23 protein-coding genes are annotated in these 15,326 nt (G+C 55.1%); 21 read left to right on the forward strand and 2 right to left on the reverse strand.

All coding sequences use genetic code 11. From position 1 onward, the window contains the following. Positions 1-227: 227 nt before the first annotated feature. From AC2TCY_RS20600 to AC2TCY_RS20620, 5 genes are all read left to right on the forward strand, one after another. On the forward strand, positions 228-920 hold the full coding sequence (locus tag AC2TCY_RS20600; protein WP_480850355.1) for a hypothetical protein: 693 nt from the start codon (positions 228-230) through the stop codon (positions 918-920). A gap of 228 nt (positions 921-1,148) precedes the next feature. Further along, a complete protein-coding gene (rpsJ, locus tag AC2TCY_RS20605) occupies positions 1,149-1,463 on the forward strand; it encodes a 30S ribosomal protein S10 (protein WP_008756422.1) in 315 nt (104 codons plus the stop codon). A gap of 18 nt (positions 1,464-1,481) precedes the next feature. Continuing rightward, positions 1,482-2,207, forward strand: coding sequence for a 50S ribosomal protein L3 (rplC, locus tag AC2TCY_RS20610; protein ID WP_480850357.1), 726 nt, complete (start codon positions 1,482-1,484; stop codon positions 2,205-2,207). Then, entirely contained in the window at positions 2,204-2,821 is a 618-nt protein-coding gene (rplD, locus tag AC2TCY_RS20615) for a 50S ribosomal protein L4 (RefSeq protein WP_480850360.1), read from the forward strand. The genes rplC and rplD overlap by 4 nt, the downstream gene beginning before the upstream one ends. Further along, on the forward strand, positions 2,818-3,114 hold the full coding sequence (locus AC2TCY_RS20620) for a 50S ribosomal protein L23 (RefSeq protein WP_009176651.1): 297 nt from the start codon (positions 2,818-2,820) through the stop codon (positions 3,112-3,114). The genes rplD and AC2TCY_RS20620 overlap by 4 nt, the downstream gene beginning before the upstream one ends. 152 nt (positions 3,115-3,266) lie before the next feature. Here AC2TCY_RS20620 and AC2TCY_RS20625 read toward each other — a convergent pair whose 3' ends face one another. Continuing rightward, positions 3,267-5,189: a DUF3604 domain-containing protein gene (locus AC2TCY_RS20625; protein ID WP_480850362.1), complete on the reverse strand. Its 1,923-nt coding sequence runs from the start codon at positions 5,187-5,189 to the stop codon at positions 3,267-3,269. A 508-nt stretch (positions 5,190-5,697) separates the two neighbouring features. Between AC2TCY_RS20625 and AC2TCY_RS20630 the strand changes: the two genes are divergently transcribed. Next, positions 5,698-6,732, forward strand: a complete 1,035-nt coding sequence (locus AC2TCY_RS20630) for a fatty acid desaturase (protein ID WP_480850364.1) — start codon at positions 5,698-5,700, stop codon at positions 6,730-6,732. 84 nt (positions 6,733-6,816) lie between these two features. Here the strand turns inward: AC2TCY_RS20630 and AC2TCY_RS20635 are convergent, their stop codons facing one another. Further along, positions 6,817-7,701, reverse strand: a complete 885-nt coding sequence (locus tag AC2TCY_RS20635) for a peptidoglycan-binding protein (protein WP_480850365.1) — start codon at positions 7,699-7,701, stop codon at positions 6,817-6,819. Between the two features lie 170 nt (positions 7,702-7,871). Here AC2TCY_RS20635 and AC2TCY_RS20640 point away from each other — a divergent pair, with 170 nt between their 5' ends. The 15 genes from AC2TCY_RS20640 to rplE all read left to right on the forward strand — a co-directional run bounded on the left by AC2TCY_RS20640 (position 7,872) and on the right by rplE (position 15,319). Then, a complete protein-coding gene (locus AC2TCY_RS20640; protein ID WP_480850367.1) occupies positions 7,872-8,048 on the forward strand; it encodes a hypothetical protein in 177 nt (58 codons plus the stop codon). A gap of 270 nt (positions 8,049-8,318) precedes the next feature. Next, entirely contained in the window at positions 8,319-9,161 is an 843-nt protein-coding gene (gene rplB, locus AC2TCY_RS20645; RefSeq protein ID WP_008757664.1) for a 50S ribosomal protein L2, read from the forward strand. A 3-nt stretch (positions 9,162-9,164) separates the two neighbouring features. Next, positions 9,165-9,443, forward strand: coding sequence for a 30S ribosomal protein S19 (rpsS, locus tag AC2TCY_RS20650; protein WP_010437056.1), 279 nt, complete (start codon positions 9,165-9,167; stop codon positions 9,441-9,443). 3 nt (positions 9,444-9,446) lie between these two features. Further along, positions 9,447-9,827 carry a 50S ribosomal protein L22 gene (rplV, locus tag AC2TCY_RS20655; RefSeq protein WP_480850369.1) on the forward strand — a complete coding sequence of 127 codons (381 nt, stop codon included), beginning with the start codon at positions 9,447-9,449 and terminating at the stop codon, positions 9,825-9,827. Further along, on the forward strand, positions 9,827-10,537 hold the full coding sequence (gene rpsC / locus AC2TCY_RS20660) for a 30S ribosomal protein S3 (protein ID WP_299667503.1): 711 nt from the start codon (positions 9,827-9,829) through the stop codon (positions 10,535-10,537). Before rplV ends, rpsC begins: the two co-directional genes overlap by 1 nt. Positions 10,538-10,549: 12 nt before the next feature. Continuing rightward, positions 10,550-10,963: a 50S ribosomal protein L16 gene (gene rplP / locus AC2TCY_RS20665; RefSeq protein ID WP_170498041.1), complete on the forward strand. Its 414-nt coding sequence runs from the start codon at positions 10,550-10,552 to the stop codon at positions 10,961-10,963. A 157-nt stretch (positions 10,964-11,120) separates the two neighbouring features. Continuing rightward, positions 11,121-11,669: an amino acid synthesis family protein gene (locus tag AC2TCY_RS20670; RefSeq protein ID WP_480850371.1), complete on the forward strand. Its 549-nt coding sequence runs from the start codon at positions 11,121-11,123 to the stop codon at positions 11,667-11,669. Between the two features lie 50 nt (positions 11,670-11,719). Then, on the forward strand, positions 11,720-12,340 hold the full coding sequence (locus AC2TCY_RS20675; RefSeq protein WP_480850373.1) for a 2OG-Fe(II) oxygenase family protein: 621 nt from the start codon (positions 11,720-11,722) through the stop codon (positions 12,338-12,340). Between the two features lie 203 nt (positions 12,341-12,543). Continuing rightward, positions 12,544-12,750: a cold-shock protein gene (locus tag AC2TCY_RS20680; protein ID WP_176867043.1), complete on the forward strand. Its 207-nt coding sequence runs from the start codon at positions 12,544-12,546 to the stop codon at positions 12,748-12,750. A 197-nt stretch (positions 12,751-12,947) separates the two neighbouring features. Continuing rightward, on the forward strand, positions 12,948-13,373 hold the full coding sequence (locus AC2TCY_RS20685; protein WP_480850375.1) for an ester cyclase: 426 nt from the start codon (positions 12,948-12,950) through the stop codon (positions 13,371-13,373). Positions 13,374-13,566: 193 nt separating this feature from the next. Continuing rightward, a complete protein-coding gene (rpmC, locus tag AC2TCY_RS20690) occupies positions 13,567-13,773 on the forward strand; it encodes a 50S ribosomal protein L29 (RefSeq protein WP_037311745.1) in 207 nt (68 codons plus the stop codon). Positions 13,774-13,777: 4 nt separating this feature from the next. Then, positions 13,778-14,008, forward strand: coding sequence for a 30S ribosomal protein S17 (rpsQ, locus tag AC2TCY_RS20695; protein ID WP_085823139.1), 231 nt, complete (start codon positions 13,778-13,780; stop codon positions 14,006-14,008). 75 nt (positions 14,009-14,083) lie between these two features. After that, positions 14,084-14,452 (forward strand): 50S ribosomal protein L14, encoded by a 369-nt coding sequence (rplN, locus tag AC2TCY_RS20700; RefSeq protein WP_039523372.1) that lies wholly within the window; start codon positions 14,084-14,086, stop codon positions 14,450-14,452. A gap of 2 nt (positions 14,453-14,454) precedes the next feature. Continuing rightward, positions 14,455-14,766 carry a 50S ribosomal protein L24 gene (gene rplX, locus AC2TCY_RS20705; protein WP_480850378.1) on the forward strand — a complete coding sequence of 104 codons (312 nt, stop codon included), beginning with the start codon at positions 14,455-14,457 and terminating at the stop codon, positions 14,764-14,766. Further along, entirely contained in the window at positions 14,759-15,319 is a 561-nt protein-coding gene (gene rplE, locus AC2TCY_RS20710; RefSeq protein ID WP_480850380.1) for a 50S ribosomal protein L5, read from the forward strand. The genes rplX and rplE overlap by 8 nt, the downstream gene beginning before the upstream one ends. The last annotated feature ends 7 nt before the right edge of the window (positions 15,320-15,326 follow it).

Raw genomic sequence — 15,326 nt, forward strand, 5'->3', positions numbered from 1 at the left:
CCGCGAAGGCGGCCGCACTGTCGGCGCCGGCGTTGTGTCGAAAATCATCGAGTAATCACAGCTTGCTGTGATAGTGGGCGGCAATTGCTCTGAAAGAGCCATGAGAGCCCGCACCGTTGAACGAAAGAAGGCCGCCCACATCGGGGCGGCCTTATTTCATGCGCTGTAATCCTGCTTGCGCTTCGTCTTTAGATTGCTGATTGTAGATTGAAACAATTTTAAGAAGAGTGCTGTTTGTGTTTTTGAGAATTCTCCTTGCCCTCAGCTTGGTGCTGCCACGGGCCTCTGCGTTGCATGCAGAAGAAGACTTTCTGGTGCAGTTGAACACACGCACATTCTACGCTGGTCAAGATTATTGGGGGTGGGAAATTGACACGAAGTTTCTTCCGATCAACAGGCTTGAATGGTTGAACGAACTTCTGAAGGAAAAACCAATTCTGGACAACACTGTGATCCACATTAAGCAATTAAACCCCGGGTCCGATTCCCTTTGGTCGCCAAAGGGCCCCGGTGGAGGGTACCCATACCCTGAGCCTGTACCTGACCACCTAAGGCTGCAGGGCTACACTGTACATTCTAGCGGGCAAGATGGTTTCAGGTTGTTGTATCTGACACCCAAGTCTTCGCGGAAACAGTACGCAATTGGCTGCACCGCAGAAAGGGATTCCAAAACATACGAATGGTGTGGGCTAAGCGCTCGATATCCACTCGACCCGCTGGTAATGGTTCTGACTCGTATTTATAACCCGCCGCCGATGGATCAAATGGACGCGTTTTTTCAAGAGGTCGCCGAGATTACCGTTGGTATTGCGCTGTGTCTGGATATCACGGATCAGATACAAAAAGACGCAAAGTTATTGGTACGCGAGTTTCTAGCCAATGGTTTAGCAAGCCACTGTGCCGATGGGTTGTCCTCATAATCTAAAACGGTTTGCCAATCTTCGGATCAAAGTACTCAACCGGGTGAAGGTTGCGAAAAACGTTCTGCCTCGATTCCCCCTTGCCAAACCCCCTATACCCCTGTAGATCGCGCGAGTTCTCAGTAAGAACATCAAGGCGGGGTGATTCCCGCCTTTTGGGTTCGAAGAGGGTTGGCGATGCGCGCTTGTCCTCCTCTCAACCTCAACGCCTGATAAAAGGCTGTTATTATGCAAAGCCAAAACATCCGTATTCGGCTGAAGGCATTTGACTATCGCGTTCTGGATGCCAGCACGCAAGAGATCGTCAACACTGCCAAGCGGACCGGCGCGAACGTGCGCGGCCCGATCCCGCTGCCGAACAAGATTGAGAAGTTCACGGTTCTCCGTGGCCCTCACGTTGACAAGAAATCCCGCGACCAGTTCGAGATCCGTACGCACAAGCGCCTGCTCGACATCGTTGATCCGACCCCCCAGACCGTTGACGCGCTGATGAAGCTCGACCTCGCTGCTGGTGTGGACGTCGAGATCAAGCTGCAGTCGTAAGATCGGAGGGTATAGATTATGCGCTCTGGTATTATCGCAAAAAAAGTTGGCATGACCCGCCTGTTCATGGAAGACGGCAAGCAGATCCCTGTGACCGTTCTTCACCTGGACAACCTGCAGGTTGTTGCACAGCGTACCGCTGACAAAGACGGCTACACCGCCGTTCAGCTGGGCGCCGGTGCTGCCAAGGCAAAACGCACCTCGAAAGCCATGCGCGGTCACTATGCCGCTGCAAAGGTTGAGCCCAAGCGCAAGCTGGCCGAGTTCCGCGTCTCCGAAGACGGCCTGATTGATGTGGGCGCCGAGATTTCGGCAGAACACTTCCTGGAAGGTCAGAAGGTTGACGTTTCGGGTACCTCGATCGGTAAAGGCTTTGCCGGTGCGATGAAGCGTTGGAACTTCGGTGGTCTGCGCGCCTCGCACGGTGTTTCGATCAGCCACCGTTCGCACGGTTCAACCGGTCAGTGTCAAGACCCGGGCAAGGTTTTCAAAGGCAAAAAGATGGCCGGTCACATGGGTGCTGCCCGTGTCACCACCCAGAACCTGGAAGTCGTCAAAACCGACGCCGACCGGAACCTGGTCTTCATCAAAGGCGCCGTTCCCGGACCGAAATCGGGCTGGGTTACCGTCAAGGACGCCGTCAAGAAGAAAGCACCGGAAGGCCTGCCTTTCCCGGCTGCTGTGAAATCGGCTGCAACCGAAGCACCTGCGGAACAAGCACCCGCGGAAGGTGGTGAAGCATGAAACTTGATGTAATCAAACTGGACGGCGGCAAAGCCGGCGACATCGAGCTGAACGCCGATCTGTTCGGTCTCGAGCCGCGTGCGGACATCCTGCACCGTGTGGTCCGTTGGCAGCGCAACAACGCGCAGGCCGGCACTCACAAGGTGAAGACCCGCTCGGAAACCAGCTACTCGACCAAGAAGATCTATCGCCAGAAGGGCACCGGTGGCGCACGCCATGGTGACCGCAACGCGCCGATCTTCCGTGGTGGTGGCATCTACAAAGGTCCGGTCGTGCGTTCGCATGGTCATGACCTGCCGAAGAAGTTCCGCAAGCTTGGCCTGCGCCACGCTCTGTCGGCAAAAGCCAAGGCAGGTGAACTGGTCGTGATCGAAGACGCCGCATCCGAGGGCAAGACTGCCGCTCTGGCCAAACAGGTTGCAAACCTGGGCTGGAAACGCGCTCTGGTCATCGACGGTGCCACCGTGAACGAAGGTTTCGCCCGTGCAGCCGCAAACATCGAAGGTCTGGATATCCTGCCGTCGATGGGCGCAAACGTCTATGACATCCTCAAGCGTGACACTCTGGTGATCACCAAGGCGGGTGTCGAAGCACTGGAGGCTCGTCTGAAATGAGCGCGAAGGCAGAACACTACGACGTGATCCGCAAACCGATCATCACTGAAAAGTCGACCATGGCGTCTGAAAATGGCGCGGTTGTCTTTGAAGTGGCGATCGACAGCAACAAGCCGCAGATCAAAGAGGCCGTTGAGGCGCTGTTTGGTGTGAAGGTCAAAGCGGTGAACACCACCGTGACCAAAGGCAAAGTCAAGCGGTTCCGCGGCCAGTTGGGCAAGCGGAAAGACGTCAAGAAAGCATACGTGACCCTAGAAGAGGGTAACACCATCGACGTGTCCACCGGTCTCTGATCGGAACTGTCTTTGGAAAGAAATGAAAGCCCCCGCGGATGCGGGGGCTTTTGTCTTTTTGGGGTTAGATCCCTATTGAAGAATGCGCTCAAACATTGCCCTGAAATCAGACTGAGCCCGGACAGTGTGTGAGTGATTTTCTGACCCGGTAACTAGCCCTTTGGCGTGTACCAAATGGGTGATGAGTACGCTCTTTCCTGGTGGGTAAGTTGCGCTTCCTCGGGAAGATCGATGCCAAATCTAACCTTGTCATACAGCACCCAGCGCGGTGTCGGAATTTCAAGCACGCGCACGTAATAAAATGCGCGTTCAGCGGGGTCGAAATCAGGGTCGGCCCAAACTGTAAGCAACTCTGACGAACCTATACTGTTCATCCAGCTCGCGGTTTCCAGATCCACGGTATTCCCGACTTCGGGAAGCTTCCCATTACCGTCTGGTTCTCGGTCATCCGACCACGCGACGTCATAGACTTTCTCGTGAAGGGCTCCTTCCGCGTCCATCCAGCCCTTGATAACCTGAACGCGGTCAAGGTTCGCTCCGATCGGGTCACGTAATGCGGCAATAAGGAAACTGGGTGCGCCATCGCCCTCACGTTCGCGTAGATCGCTGCCCATCGGAACACCCTTGGTGTAGCCGACATCAGCGAGCCAGCGGGTCCGAAGATCTTCATCCGTGAACTCCCAGCCGCCAAAGAACCTGAGACCAATCCTTGGCCCTGTGGTTGCATAGGTTTCTCGCCGCTTGAACGCATCGAAAATAGCCGAGCGCGTGTTTTCGGTTGCCCAAACCGCCGTATAACCCGATGCGACGAGGGTGTGGCCTTCAAACGCGCCCAGCTCACTTTCGACAAACGGGTGCTGCACTCGGGTAGGGGAGGGTTCGACGCTCACGCTCTTGCCAAAATAGTTGTCTTCTTCAGCCGTCGCCAGCGAAGTGTGACTGTCGGTCGCGCCGCCCATTCCGAATTTGTAGGGGTTAACGCCAAATTTGGCTTCGAGTGCCAGCCCGAGTTTCAATGCTTCACGGGCATATTCACCGGCCAGCATCTCGTCCGTTTTCAACTCTGTAATATCGAGGTTGCCGACATCCCAGTTCTCATAATCGGCGAACTCGTCATCCGGGCTGAGGAAGGGATGCGCTTCGCCGTCGCCCTTGATCTGTGTGACCTCATAGTGAGGCTCCCATTTGGCGCGGTTCTGGACGTATTCTTCGTCGACTTTACCACCGTGATAAGTTTCCTCGGTCGGGAACATCCATCCGTTCGAGAGGTTTCCGTTATGCGCAAAAGCCACGGCCCGCCCGCCGGTTTCCTCCTGATACCGTTCCAACCATTCGTATAGAATTTTTGGGTCGGTATCTCCGTGGGGAGGCTGAGTTACAGGTGGCACGAATTTCAGGGCGCGAATGGGCCCGTCACGCAACATGACATTGCGGTGCAAGTTGAAGCCTTTGGGGACAGACGTCCATTCAAAACCGATCATAGCCGAGAAGCTACCTGGATCATTGTGGCGCTCGGCGGCCATGACAATGTCTTCCCAAGTAAACGCAAAGGCATCGGCGCCCGGGCTGTACGATTCCAGTAGAACTTCCGGTAGGGTTCCCTGTGAAAAGTTGCCGATTATGTCGAATGCAGCCTTTCCGGCAGCTTCTCCGCCAGCCTTATATCCCTCGTACCATTCAAGTCCCTTGGGGTCTGCCAGAATACCTGGCTTTCCGGCCTGCAAATCCGGAGCAAAGCCCATCAAATCCGTATGGTCAGTCAGCACCATCCAATCCAACGGACGTGCCAGCCTCACCGGTTGACCGGAAGAAGAAACAACCTGTTCACCTTTTGCAAATAGCCAAGCCTCATCCGGCAGCAACGTATTTCCAAATGCACCGGCATCCAATGAAAGGCCGGTGTGCAAATGTGTGTCGCCCCAAAGCGGACGTTCAGGAAAGTTTCGGTCGGCATAGGGTGAAAACGGAGGTTCTGCGAATGTCCCCTCGGCAGCTGCTTCGCTGGGCGTACCGTCTGCCAGGGAAACTGTGGGGACAAAGGCGGCCAGAGTGGTCGATAGAAGAAATCTTAGCATTCGAAACTCCTGTTTTGAACGGGCATCTGTGCCAAACTCGGTTCGATATGTTCTAAAGGTCTTGTCGTGGATTGGGCGATTATGCAGAGATGGAATGAAAAAAGCAAAATATTCGAATGTGAATTTGTTGTGCGATTTCCCACTCATGTCCTTTGATCAAGATGTTCGGGATTGAGCGCCCGCAATAGTTTAGCCTTTGCTATCAACAGGTCAGTTTACACGTCCGAGACCAAGAATCAGGGCAGTGGCTTTGCGCCCTGCGGGGCAATCGGAATGCCGAACAGAAAGCACAAGTGAGGCTGGACGAGAGTAACACAATCGAGATGCCCATCGGTCTTGGACCGCGACCTTATTTAGCCAAACATACAAAATCCCCACAAAAGCCGATTTATCTTTTGCGTTGGCACCAAAAATTGAGCGCGAAACGTCGTGTCGGTTCCAGAATTCACTTGCTATGCCGGGGTAGTAGTCTATCCGGTCTCATACAAACAAAAGACATAGCAGGCGCATGACCAAACCTTCTCTCTCCGCCCGGGAAAAACCGGGAGTGATCGCTGCTCGTGATTGGGTTACGACGCTTGCCAAGTATCGTGAACCGAACCAGTTGCGCAGCGCGTTCGAGCTTGCCGTCAGTATAGTCCCCTTTATTGCGCTGTGGGCACTGTCCTGGATGTCTTTGTCGGTCAGCTATTGGTTGGCGTTTGCGATTTCAGTCCTCAATGCGGCCTTTCTGCTCCGTCTGTTTGCCATCCAGCATGATTGTGGGCACGGCGCGTTCTTTAAAAACAGGGCTGTCAGTGATTGGGTCGGTCGGGTGATCGGCGTGCTGACGCTGACACCTTATGATGTTTGGCGTCGCACGCATTCCACGCATCACAACAGCTCGGGTAATCTGGACAAGCGGGGCATGGGCGATGTCCACACCCTGACAGTGTCTGAATACCAATCGCAGACTCCCTGGAACCGGTTTTGGTACCGGGTGTACCGTCATCCGATCACCTTGTTCGGCTTTGGCCCCAGCTATTTGTTCCTGCTTCAAAACCGCCTTCCGCTTGGCTTGACGGGCAGCTTGAAATTCTGGGTTAGCGCGATGGGGACGAACATTGCCATCGTGACAGCGTTGTTGATCGTCTACTATTTTGGTGGCCTGATGCCGGTGCTGTTGATCTTCCTGCCCTCAACCTTGATCGCCGCGACGGCGGGCGTATGGCTGTTCTATGTGCAGCATCAGTTCGAGGATACGCACTGGGATTCCGATGAGGACTGGCAACTGCACGAGGCGGCCCTGCACGGAAGTTCGCATTACATCCTGCCATCCGTGTTGCAGTGGTTCAGTGCCAATATTGGAATCCACCACGTGCACCACCTGTACAGCCGTATTCCGTTCTACCGGCTGACCGAGGTGCTGCGGGATCATGACGAGCTGGCAAACAGCAACCGGATGACCATCCGTGAGAGCTTCGCCAATGCGCGGCTGCACCTGTGGGACGAAAAGCACCGTCGTCTGTTGTCATTTGCCGAAGCCCGCGCGCTGTATGGGTGAGGTTCCGCATTGAGCCCAAAGCAGACAACACAAACGTGTTTAATAGATGACACTAGGCTTTTGGCCAAATTTTTTGCAATTGGTTCACGGCGACCCAAGGTCACCTTTGGAAAATACTATGTCGCGGAACGAGACGCTCGCTGTCTGTGAACTGTTTCCACGGTAAGAGCCAACCTTGATGTAACCACCCCGACTTGCGAAATTGTGGTCAATAGGTCTGCCGTTTGTATCAAACGTTTCTTCGCCATCAATATAGAAACGAAACCAAGACTTATCAGGCGCATTAACATGCATGACAATGCGTACGGAAACCCAACGGTTCAGCCAGTCGCCTCGATAAATGGCCGCATTGTTCATTTCTTGCCCGCCGTCAAATCGAATACTATCGGGAAACGCATTGATATTCACGCTCTCGGACCCGTCTGCGGTTTTTATCGAAAAGATGTTTCCTGCGCTGGCATGAGTCACGTACATCTCAAAATCAATGGTATAGGTTTTTCGACCGGCAAAGTATCCACAAGTGCTCAATTGCGCTCTTTGGCTGTTTAGGTTCTTCCTGTGTTTGTCCCAAACGCTATCACTGCCTCTGTAGTCGACGTAATCGTAGTCGCCTTTTTTTAATGTGACTGTAAACAATGAAGAATTATCGGCATCTAGAACGTATGTGTCGGAGCTTGGAAACTGCTTTGGCCCACAAATCTTAACGCCGCGAGCAGTCGGCGTCTGATAGCGACGCTGGCCAAGAATCTCAGTGTATTCCTCATTCCCAAATTCGCCATCGAACGTGATCCCACGGTGTTCCAAGAAGCGCACCAAAGCCGCCTCAGTTCGAGGCCCCCATGCCCCGTCGACGGGGCCAGCGTCCAGTTTGAGAAGATTTAGAACCCTTTGCGCTTCAGCAAGGCGACTGTCAGCATAAACGGCAGTTGACGCTAGAAGCCCGAGGAAAAACACAAACAAAATCCGCATAAAAGCAGGTCCCCACTAAAACCAAGACAAGTCTGCTGCATACAGTTCATTGCTGTCAATGGTTTGCGCTAAATCAAACAATCCGTAGTGCTGGTACTGTTATGTGAACGTCAGCTTTGTCCGCATTGCGGTCGTTGCTTAGGGCGTATGATGCGGATAGGGTCACTTCCATGAAACATGTCCCCAAAGAAACTACCGATGACGCTCTCATTCAGGAGTTCCTGGATAAGGGAGGCAAAGTTAGCATTGGAAAAACCAAACCCCAGCCAGCTGAATTGGGTCTTAGCAACAACGTCTGGAACAATAAGTTGACTAAGGAAGAAAAGGCCGCTCGTGACAAAAAGTGAATGTGCAGGGATGATGCTTTAGTTCGCGCTGTTGGGCGCCGAAACGTGTACGCTCGGGGGTCTCTGAAATGTCTATGAGAATATATGCCGTAGCCTATAGACACCCACCCCCAACACTGCTAAATGCACCCAATCTTGCGGCCTCGGATTCGTTCCGGGGCCTCTGATATTTGTAACCGGGGACCTTCGGGGCCCTATACCCTTGGCACCTACGGGGGCCTATCACATAGCGGGGAATTCCCCGCACTTGCTAAACGGAAGACAGAAAGCATGGCACTCAAGTCGTACAAGCCGACGACGCCGGGCCAGCGCGGGCTGGTGCTGATCGACCGTTCGGAGCTTTGGAAAGGACGTCCGGTCAAGTCTCTCACTGAGGGTTTGACCAAATCGGGCGGCCGGAACAACACCGGACGGATCACTTCACGCCGCCGCGGCGGTGGCGCAAAGCGTCTCTACCGGATCGTTGACTTCAAACGGAACAAATTTGATGTCGCGGCAACCGTCGAGCGGATCGAATATGACCCGAACCGGACCGCATTCATCGCACTGGTAAAATACGAAGACGGCGAGCAGGCATATATCCTGGCTCCGCAGCGTCTGGCTGTTGGTGACAAAGTCGTGGCATCCGCCAAGGCCGACATCAAGCCGGGCAACGCAATGCCGTTCTCGGGCATGCCAATCGGTACCATCGTCCACAACATCGAGATGAAGCCTGGCAAAGGCGGTCAGATCGCACGTGCGGCTGGTACTTACGCTCAGTTCGTTGGTCGCGATGGCGGCTACGCTCAGATCCGTCTGAGCTCGGGCGAGCTGCGCATGGTCCGTCAGGAATGCATGGCCACCGTTGGTGCCGTGTCCAACCCCGACAACTCGAACCAGAACCTCGGTAAAGCCGGTCGTATGCGCCACAAAGGCGTTCGTCCGTCGGTTCGTGGTGTTGCAATGAACCCGATCGATCACCCGCACGGTGGTGGTGAAGGTCGTACCTCGGGTGGCCGTACGCCGGTTACTCCATGGGGTAAGGACACCAAGGGTAAGCGTACCCGCAACAAGAACAAAGCGTCCCAGAAGCTGATCATCCGCTCGCGGCACGCCAAGAAGAAGGGACGTTAATCTATGTCTCGCTCTGTTTGGAAGGGTCCTTTCGTCGATGCTTACGTGCTGAAAAAAGCCGAAGCAGCGCGCGAATCGGGCCGCAACGAAGTCATCAAGATCTGGTCGCGTCGTTCCACCATTCTGCCCCAGTTCGTGGGTCTGACCTTTGGTGTGTACAACGGCCACAAGCACATTCCCGTCAACGTCTCGGAAGACATGATCGGTCAGAAGTTCGGTGAGTATTCGCCAACTCGTACCTATTACGGTCACGCCGCTGACAAAAAAGCGAAGCGGAAGTAAGTCATGGGCAAGGAAAAGAACCCCCGCCGCGTGGCCGAAAACGAAGCAATGGCGAAAACTCGCATGCTTCGCACCAGCCCGCAGAAACTGAACCTGGTTGCGCAAATGATTCGCGGCAAGAAAGTTGAGAAGGCTCTGACCGACCTGACTTTCTCGAACAAGCGTGTCGCGCAGGACGTCAAGAAGTGCCTGCAGTCCGCAATCGCCAACGCCGAGAACAACCACAACCTGGACGTCGACGAGCTGATCGTCGCCGAAGCCTGGGTTGGCAAGAACCTGATCATGAAGCGCGGTCGCCCGCGGGCCCGTGGTCGGTTCGGCAAGATTCTGAAGCCGTTCTCGGAGATCACCATCAAGGTGCGTCAAGTTGAGGAGCAAGCCTAATGGGTCATAAAGTCAATCCGATCGGCATGCGCCTGCAGGTCAACCGCACCTGGGACAGCCGCTGGTACGCAGATACCAAGGACTACGGTGATCTTCTGCTGGAAGATCTGAAGATCCGTGAGTTCATCAACAAAGAGTGCAAGCAGGCCGGCATCGCCCGTGTGATCATCGAACGTCCGCACAAAAAGTGCCGCGTTACGATTCACACAGCACGTCCGGGTGTCATCATCGGCAAGAAAGGCGCGGACATTGAAGTTCTGCGCAAGAAAATCGCCCTGATGACTGACAGCGAACTGCACCTGAACATCGTCGAAGTGCGCAAGCCCGAGCTTGACGCGCAGCTGGTTGCCGAGTCCATCGCTCAGCAGCTGGAGCGTCGGGTTTCGTTCCGTCGCGCGATGAAGCGGTCTGTTCAGAACGCCATGCGCATGGGCTCTCTGGGTATCCGGGTGAACGTCGCTGGCCGTCTGGGCGGCGCTGAGATCGCACGGACCGAGTGGTACCGCGAAGGCCGCGTGCCTTTGCACACCCTGCGTGCCGACATCGATTACGCACATGCCGAAGCGATGACCCCCTACGGGATCATCGGGATCAAGGTCTGGATCTTCAAAGGTGAGATCATGGAGCACGATCCGCAGGCACGTGACCGTAAAGCACAGGAACTCCAGGACGGCCCTGCACCTCGTGGTGCTGGTGGCGGTCGTCGCTAAGGAGGGAAAGATATGCTTCAACCAAAGCGTACTAAATTCCGCAAGATGCACAAAGGCCGGATCAAGGGTGAAGCCAAGGGCGGCTCTGATCTGAACTTTGGCACCTACGGTCTGAAAGCACTGCAGCCCGAGCGCGTCACTGCGCGTCAGATCGAAGCTGCACGTCGTGCCATGACCCGTCACATGAAACGTCAAGGTCGCGTTTGGATTCGGATCTTCCCGGATACTCCAGTGACCTCGAAGCCTACCGAAGTCCGTATGGGTAAAGGTAAAGGCTCCGTTGACTTCTGGGCAGCGAAAGTGAAGCCCGGACGCGTGATGTTCGAGATCGATGGCGTCAATGACGACATCGCCCGTGAGGCCCTGCGCCTGGCCGCGATGAAGCTGCCGATCAAAACCCGCGTCGTGGTCCGCGAAGACTGGTAAACGTTTGGGGGTGACCCCGTTCGTGACAAAATTGACCCCCGTCGGGAAACCGGCGGGGGTTTTTCTTTATGTTCGGTTTTTTGATCAGAGACACCGCGAAAAAAGTCGACCTTTGCGCAAAGCATTCTTAGGCTTCGGCTGAGAATGGGAGGGCTTTATGATTCAACTGCGCAAGAAGGTATTCGTCAAAGAAGTCATAACCACCGACCAGGTGGGTCAACCTTGTGATCCGATCAGTCGGGTCGCGGTGTTGGCGGTGGTGCAGAATCCTCTGGCCGGGCGGTTCTCGGATGATCTTTCAGAGTTGTTTGAGATTGGCGCGGTTCTGGGCGCGGAACTTGCGGCTGGGGCGATTTCGCAGCTGGACGGAAAGCCGGTGTCTTATGGCAAGGCTGCGATTGTCGGCATGAACGGCGACCTTGAACAGGGCGGGGCGGTGATCCACCCCAAGCTCGGAGCACCAATGCGTGCCGCTGCTGGTGGCGGTGAGGCTGTCATCCCTTCGAATGCCAAGCTGGGGGCACCGGGCTGTGCGATTGACTTGCCGCTTGGGCACAAGGACAATCCGTGGTCGTTCGACCATTTCGACACAATGACGCTGAACATTCCCGATGCACCAAAACCGAATGAGATCGTGCTGTGCATCGCCTATGCTGACCGTGGCCGTCCGATCCCGCGCTGCGGCAAGGGGCCTATCAAGACGTAGCCCGCCAACATTGGCTGGCCTTGTCGAAAGGGCTGGGGTATGCCCGCCCCATGTCACAGATTGAATCACTCTTCGTTACCCGTCTCTACCGCGCAGCTCTGTCCGAATTTGATCCCAAGATCGACCGGGAAGAGCTGGAAAGCTCATGCCTTGTCATCGCCGAGGATGACGAGGCCGGTCAGGACTGGTGCGAACAGAATGGCTATCCCGGTTATACCAGTTATGCCTCGCTGACCGATCTGCCCTGGCGGTTCCCGATCTTTGCCGATCTGGTCAAAGTGCTGGATCAGCATGTGGCCGCCTTTGCCGAAGACCTCGAGTTCGACCTTGATGATCGGCAACTGAAGCTCGAAGATTTGTGGATCAACATTCTGCCCGAAGGCGGAATGCATGCCAGCCACCTTCACCCGCACAGTGTAATCTCTGGTACAACCTATGTGGCTATGCCCGAAGGCGCCAGCGCGTTGAAACTGGAAGATCCCCGCTCAGCCCGCATGATGGCCGCGCCGGTGCGCCGGAAAGAGGCGCGGCGCGAGTTGCAGCCGTTCATCTATATGAAGCCCAAGGTGGGGGATGTCCTGCTGTGGGAAAGCTGGCTGCGCCACGAAGTGCCGATGAACATGGCAGAAGACGAGCGGATTAGTGTCAGCTTTAACTATCGCTGGGACTGACACGGTCGCCTTTGCGATCACGATTCAAGACTTTACGCGAATATTCCTTGCAATGTGCCGGAACATCAACGATGTGAGGCACGCTTTCGTTTTTCTTTTTCGACCACTGTCTTCCGGTTCTTCGGCGTTCAGTCTTTCGATCCAGACCGACAACGCCGAGCTGTCGCAATTCCGCGGGCAGCATTTCTTAGGAGACTACGGATATGGCCAATGGCACCGTAAAATGGTTCAACTCGACTAAAGGTTTTGGCTTCATCGCACCGGAGACCGGTGGCAAAGACGTGTTTGTACACATCTCTGCTGTCGAGCGCTCGGGTCTGACCGGCCTGGCTGACGACCAGAAAGTGACATTCGACATCGAACCCGGCCGTGACGGTCGTGAGTCGGCTGTCAACATCGCTCTGGCGTAAGTCACTCAGACTTAGACAGTTGAAGACGCGGTCTCGTGCAAACGAGGCCGCGTTTTGCGTTTTCAAATAAAATCCAAAGAACTCCGGACAGTGTTACGACACTCCTCTGGCTGAATTTGTCAAATCTCAATCTGAGGGAATCTGAAGCCAACTCATATCCAATACTGTATTCCTTGTGGATCAAGGAGGTATTCAGCATGAAAGAAGCAGAAAGGGTGGTTCGCCAATTCCATGAAAGTTGGGGCATGCGGGATCCTGATCGTGGCGCGGAAGTGATCGCCGAAGATTGCCAGTTCGAAGATGTTGCTCGCGAAGAAAAGCAACTTGGCAAGCAGGCATATAAAGAGGATTACGAGCGTTGGCGAATGGCATTCCCAGATGGAGAATGCATCGTGGATAATGTGATTGTCAGCGAATGCGGTGAATGGGCAATCGTAGAGTTCCACAATACCGGAACCCACACCGGTCTTCTGCACTCGAGCGTCGGAGTTTTCGAACCAACCGGAAAGCGATACGAAGTTCGCTACTGCTCAGTAATGCGCGTGATAGGTGGCATGGTTGTTGAGGGGCGAGACTATTACGACAGCGCCACTATCGCACGGCATCTAGGCTTGGTGAAGTAACCAACGAGTAGCGTGTTAGGGTAGGCGGAAGATTCCCAAACTTTCCCTTGCCACCCACCCCCGAACCCCTTATAGAGCGGCATCTTGCGTTCCCCCGGCTGAGTCGGGGGATTCGTATGTCTATCATTCATCCACCAGGTCAAAGGTGACCCTGTAAGGGGCCTTCTGGTGTTTTGAGCAAAGGAAAAAGGCGATGAACGCCCAAGAACTGCGTGACAAGACCCCGGACCAGCTCCGCGAGGAACTGGCCAACCTGAAGAAAGAAAGCTTTAACCTGCGCTTTCAACAGGCAACCGGTCAGCTGGAAAGCACCGCCGGCATCAAAGCGGCCCGCCGCAACGCTGCCCGCGTCAAAACCATTCTGAACGAAAAGGCCGCTGCTGCGGCATCCGAGGAGTAATCAGATGCCCAAGCGTATCCTGTCCGGCACCGTAACCAGCGACGCAAACGAGCAAACCGTAACCGTTTCGGTTGAGCGCCGCTTCAAGCACCCGCTGCTGCACAAAACCGTTCGTAAGTCCAAGAAATACCGGGCTCATGACGAAAAGAACGCCTTCAAGGTCGGCGATACAGTCCGCATCATCGAATGCGCGCCGAAATCGAAGACGAAACGTTGGGAAGTTCTGGAAGCGTAAGCTTCCGGGATTTTTCATTTGTCGAAACCCTGGGGGATTTAACGAGACCAGCCCCCACAGGTCGGGAGAAACCACATGATCCAGATGCAGACCAATCTGGATGTCGCTGACAACTCCGGCGCACGCCGAGTTCAGTGCATCAAGGTCCTGGGTGGTTCCAAGCGTAAATACGCCTCCGTCGGCGACATCATTGTCGTCTCGGTGAAGGAAGCCATCCCACGCGGCCGCGTGAAGAAAGGTGACGTCCGCAAGGCCGTCGTCGTGCGCACCGCAAAAGAAGTCCGTCGTGAAGACGGCACCGCGATCCGGTTCGATCGCAACGCCGCCGTCATCCTGAACAACAACAATGAGCCGATCGGTACCCGTATCTTTGGCCCCGTTGTTCGCGAACTGCGCGGCAAGAACTTCATGAAGATCATCTCGCTCGCTCCGGAGGTGCTGTAATCATGGCTGCTAAACTCCGCAAAGGCGACAAGGTCGTCGTGCTGGCCGGCAAGGACAAGGGCAAAGAGGGAACTATCACCTCGGTTGACCCGAAAGCCGGTAAAGCTGTTGTTGATGGCGTGAATATCGCTATCCGTCACACCCGCCAGACCCAGAACTCGCAAGGTGGTCGCCTGCCTCAGGCAAACCCGATCGAGCTGTCGAACCTGGCTCTGCTGGACAAAAACGGCAAAGCAACCCGCGTTGGCTTCCGCATGGAAGGTGACAAGAAGGTGCGTTTCGCCAAGACCACGGGGGACGTGATCGATGCTTGATAACGCAACCTATACCCCGCGTCTGAAAGCTCAGTACGCTGAAACCATCCGTGCCGCTCTGAAAGAAGAGTTCGGCTACAAGAACGACATGCAGCTGCCAAAGCTGGAAAAAATCGTTCTGAACATCGGCTGTGGTGCAGAAGCTGTCAAAGACTCGAAGAAAGCCAAAGCAGCCGTCGAGGATCTGACTGCGATTGCTGGTCAGAAGGCTGTTGCAACGCTGGCGAAAAAGTCGATCGCGGGCTTCCGCGTCCGTGAAGACATGCCGCTGGGTGCGAAGGTAACCCTGCGCGGTGACCGGATGTACGAATTCCTGGATCGTCTGATCACCATCGCGATGCCGCGTATTCGTGACTTCCGCGGTGTGAAGCCGTCTTTCGATGGTCGTGGCAACTTTGCCATGGGCATGAAAGAGCACATCGTGTTCCCGGAAATCGACTTCGACAAGGTCGACGAGGTCTGGGGCCTGGATATCGTAATCACCACCACAGCGAAAACCGACGCTGAAGGTAAGGCACTGTTGAAAGCGTTCAACATGCCCTTCAACGCCTAAGCGCCGG

The organism is Ruegeria sp. HKCCD7181 (genome assembly GCF_057221055.1).

Bases quoted from the DNA above. Each gene is read 5' to 3' on its own strand.
- rpsJ (WP_008756422.1), top strand. From the start codon at position 1,149: ATGCAAAGCCAAAACATCCGTATTCGGCTGAAGGCATTTGACTATCGC.
- rplC (WP_480850357.1), top strand. From the start codon at position 1,482: ATGCGCTCTGGTATTATCGCAAAAAAAGTTGGCATGACCCGCCTGTTC.
- rplD (WP_480850360.1), top strand. From the start codon at position 2,204: ATGAAACTTGATGTAATCAAACTGGACGGCGGCAAAGCCGGCGACATC.
- AC2TCY_RS20620 (WP_009176651.1), top strand. From the start codon at position 2,818: ATGAGCGCGAAGGCAGAACACTACGACGTGATCCGCAAACCGATCATC.
- AC2TCY_RS20625 (WP_480850362.1), bottom strand. From the start codon at position 5,189: ATGCTAAGATTTCTTCTATCGACCACTCTGGCCGCCTTTGTCCCCACA.
- AC2TCY_RS20630 (WP_480850364.1), top strand. From the start codon at position 5,698: ATGACCAAACCTTCTCTCTCCGCCCGGGAAAAACCGGGAGTGATCGCT.
- AC2TCY_RS20635 (WP_480850365.1), bottom strand. From the start codon at position 7,701: ATGCGGATTTTGTTTGTGTTTTTCCTCGGGCTTCTAGCGTCAACTGCC.
- AC2TCY_RS20640 (WP_480850367.1), top strand. From the start codon at position 7,872: ATGAAACATGTCCCCAAAGAAACTACCGATGACGCTCTCATTCAGGAG.
- rplB (WP_008757664.1), top strand. From the start codon at position 8,319: ATGGCACTCAAGTCGTACAAGCCGACGACGCCGGGCCAGCGCGGGCTG.
- rpsS (WP_010437056.1), top strand. From the start codon at position 9,165: ATGTCTCGCTCTGTTTGGAAGGGTCCTTTCGTCGATGCTTACGTGCTG.
- rplV (WP_480850369.1), top strand. From the start codon at position 9,447: ATGGGCAAGGAAAAGAACCCCCGCCGCGTGGCCGAAAACGAAGCAATG.
- rpsC (WP_299667503.1), top strand. From the start codon at position 9,827: ATGGGTCATAAAGTCAATCCGATCGGCATGCGCCTGCAGGTCAACCGC.
- rplP (WP_170498041.1), top strand. From the start codon at position 10,550: ATGCTTCAACCAAAGCGTACTAAATTCCGCAAGATGCACAAAGGCCGG.
- AC2TCY_RS20670 (WP_480850371.1), top strand. From the start codon at position 11,121: ATGATTCAACTGCGCAAGAAGGTATTCGTCAAAGAAGTCATAACCACC.
- AC2TCY_RS20675 (WP_480850373.1), top strand. From the start codon at position 11,720: ATGTCACAGATTGAATCACTCTTCGTTACCCGTCTCTACCGCGCAGCT.
- AC2TCY_RS20680 (WP_176867043.1), top strand. From the start codon at position 12,544: ATGGCCAATGGCACCGTAAAATGGTTCAACTCGACTAAAGGTTTTGGC.
- AC2TCY_RS20685 (WP_480850375.1), top strand. From the start codon at position 12,948: ATGAAAGAAGCAGAAAGGGTGGTTCGCCAATTCCATGAAAGTTGGGGC.
- rpmC (WP_037311745.1), top strand. From the start codon at position 13,567: ATGAACGCCCAAGAACTGCGTGACAAGACCCCGGACCAGCTCCGCGAG.
- rpsQ (WP_085823139.1), top strand. From the start codon at position 13,778: ATGCCCAAGCGTATCCTGTCCGGCACCGTAACCAGCGACGCAAACGAG.
- rplN (WP_039523372.1), top strand. From the start codon at position 14,084: ATGATCCAGATGCAGACCAATCTGGATGTCGCTGACAACTCCGGCGCA.
- rplX (WP_480850378.1), top strand. From the start codon at position 14,455: ATGGCTGCTAAACTCCGCAAAGGCGACAAGGTCGTCGTGCTGGCCGGC.
- rplE (WP_480850380.1), top strand. From the start codon at position 14,759: ATGCTTGATAACGCAACCTATACCCCGCGTCTGAAAGCTCAGTACGCT.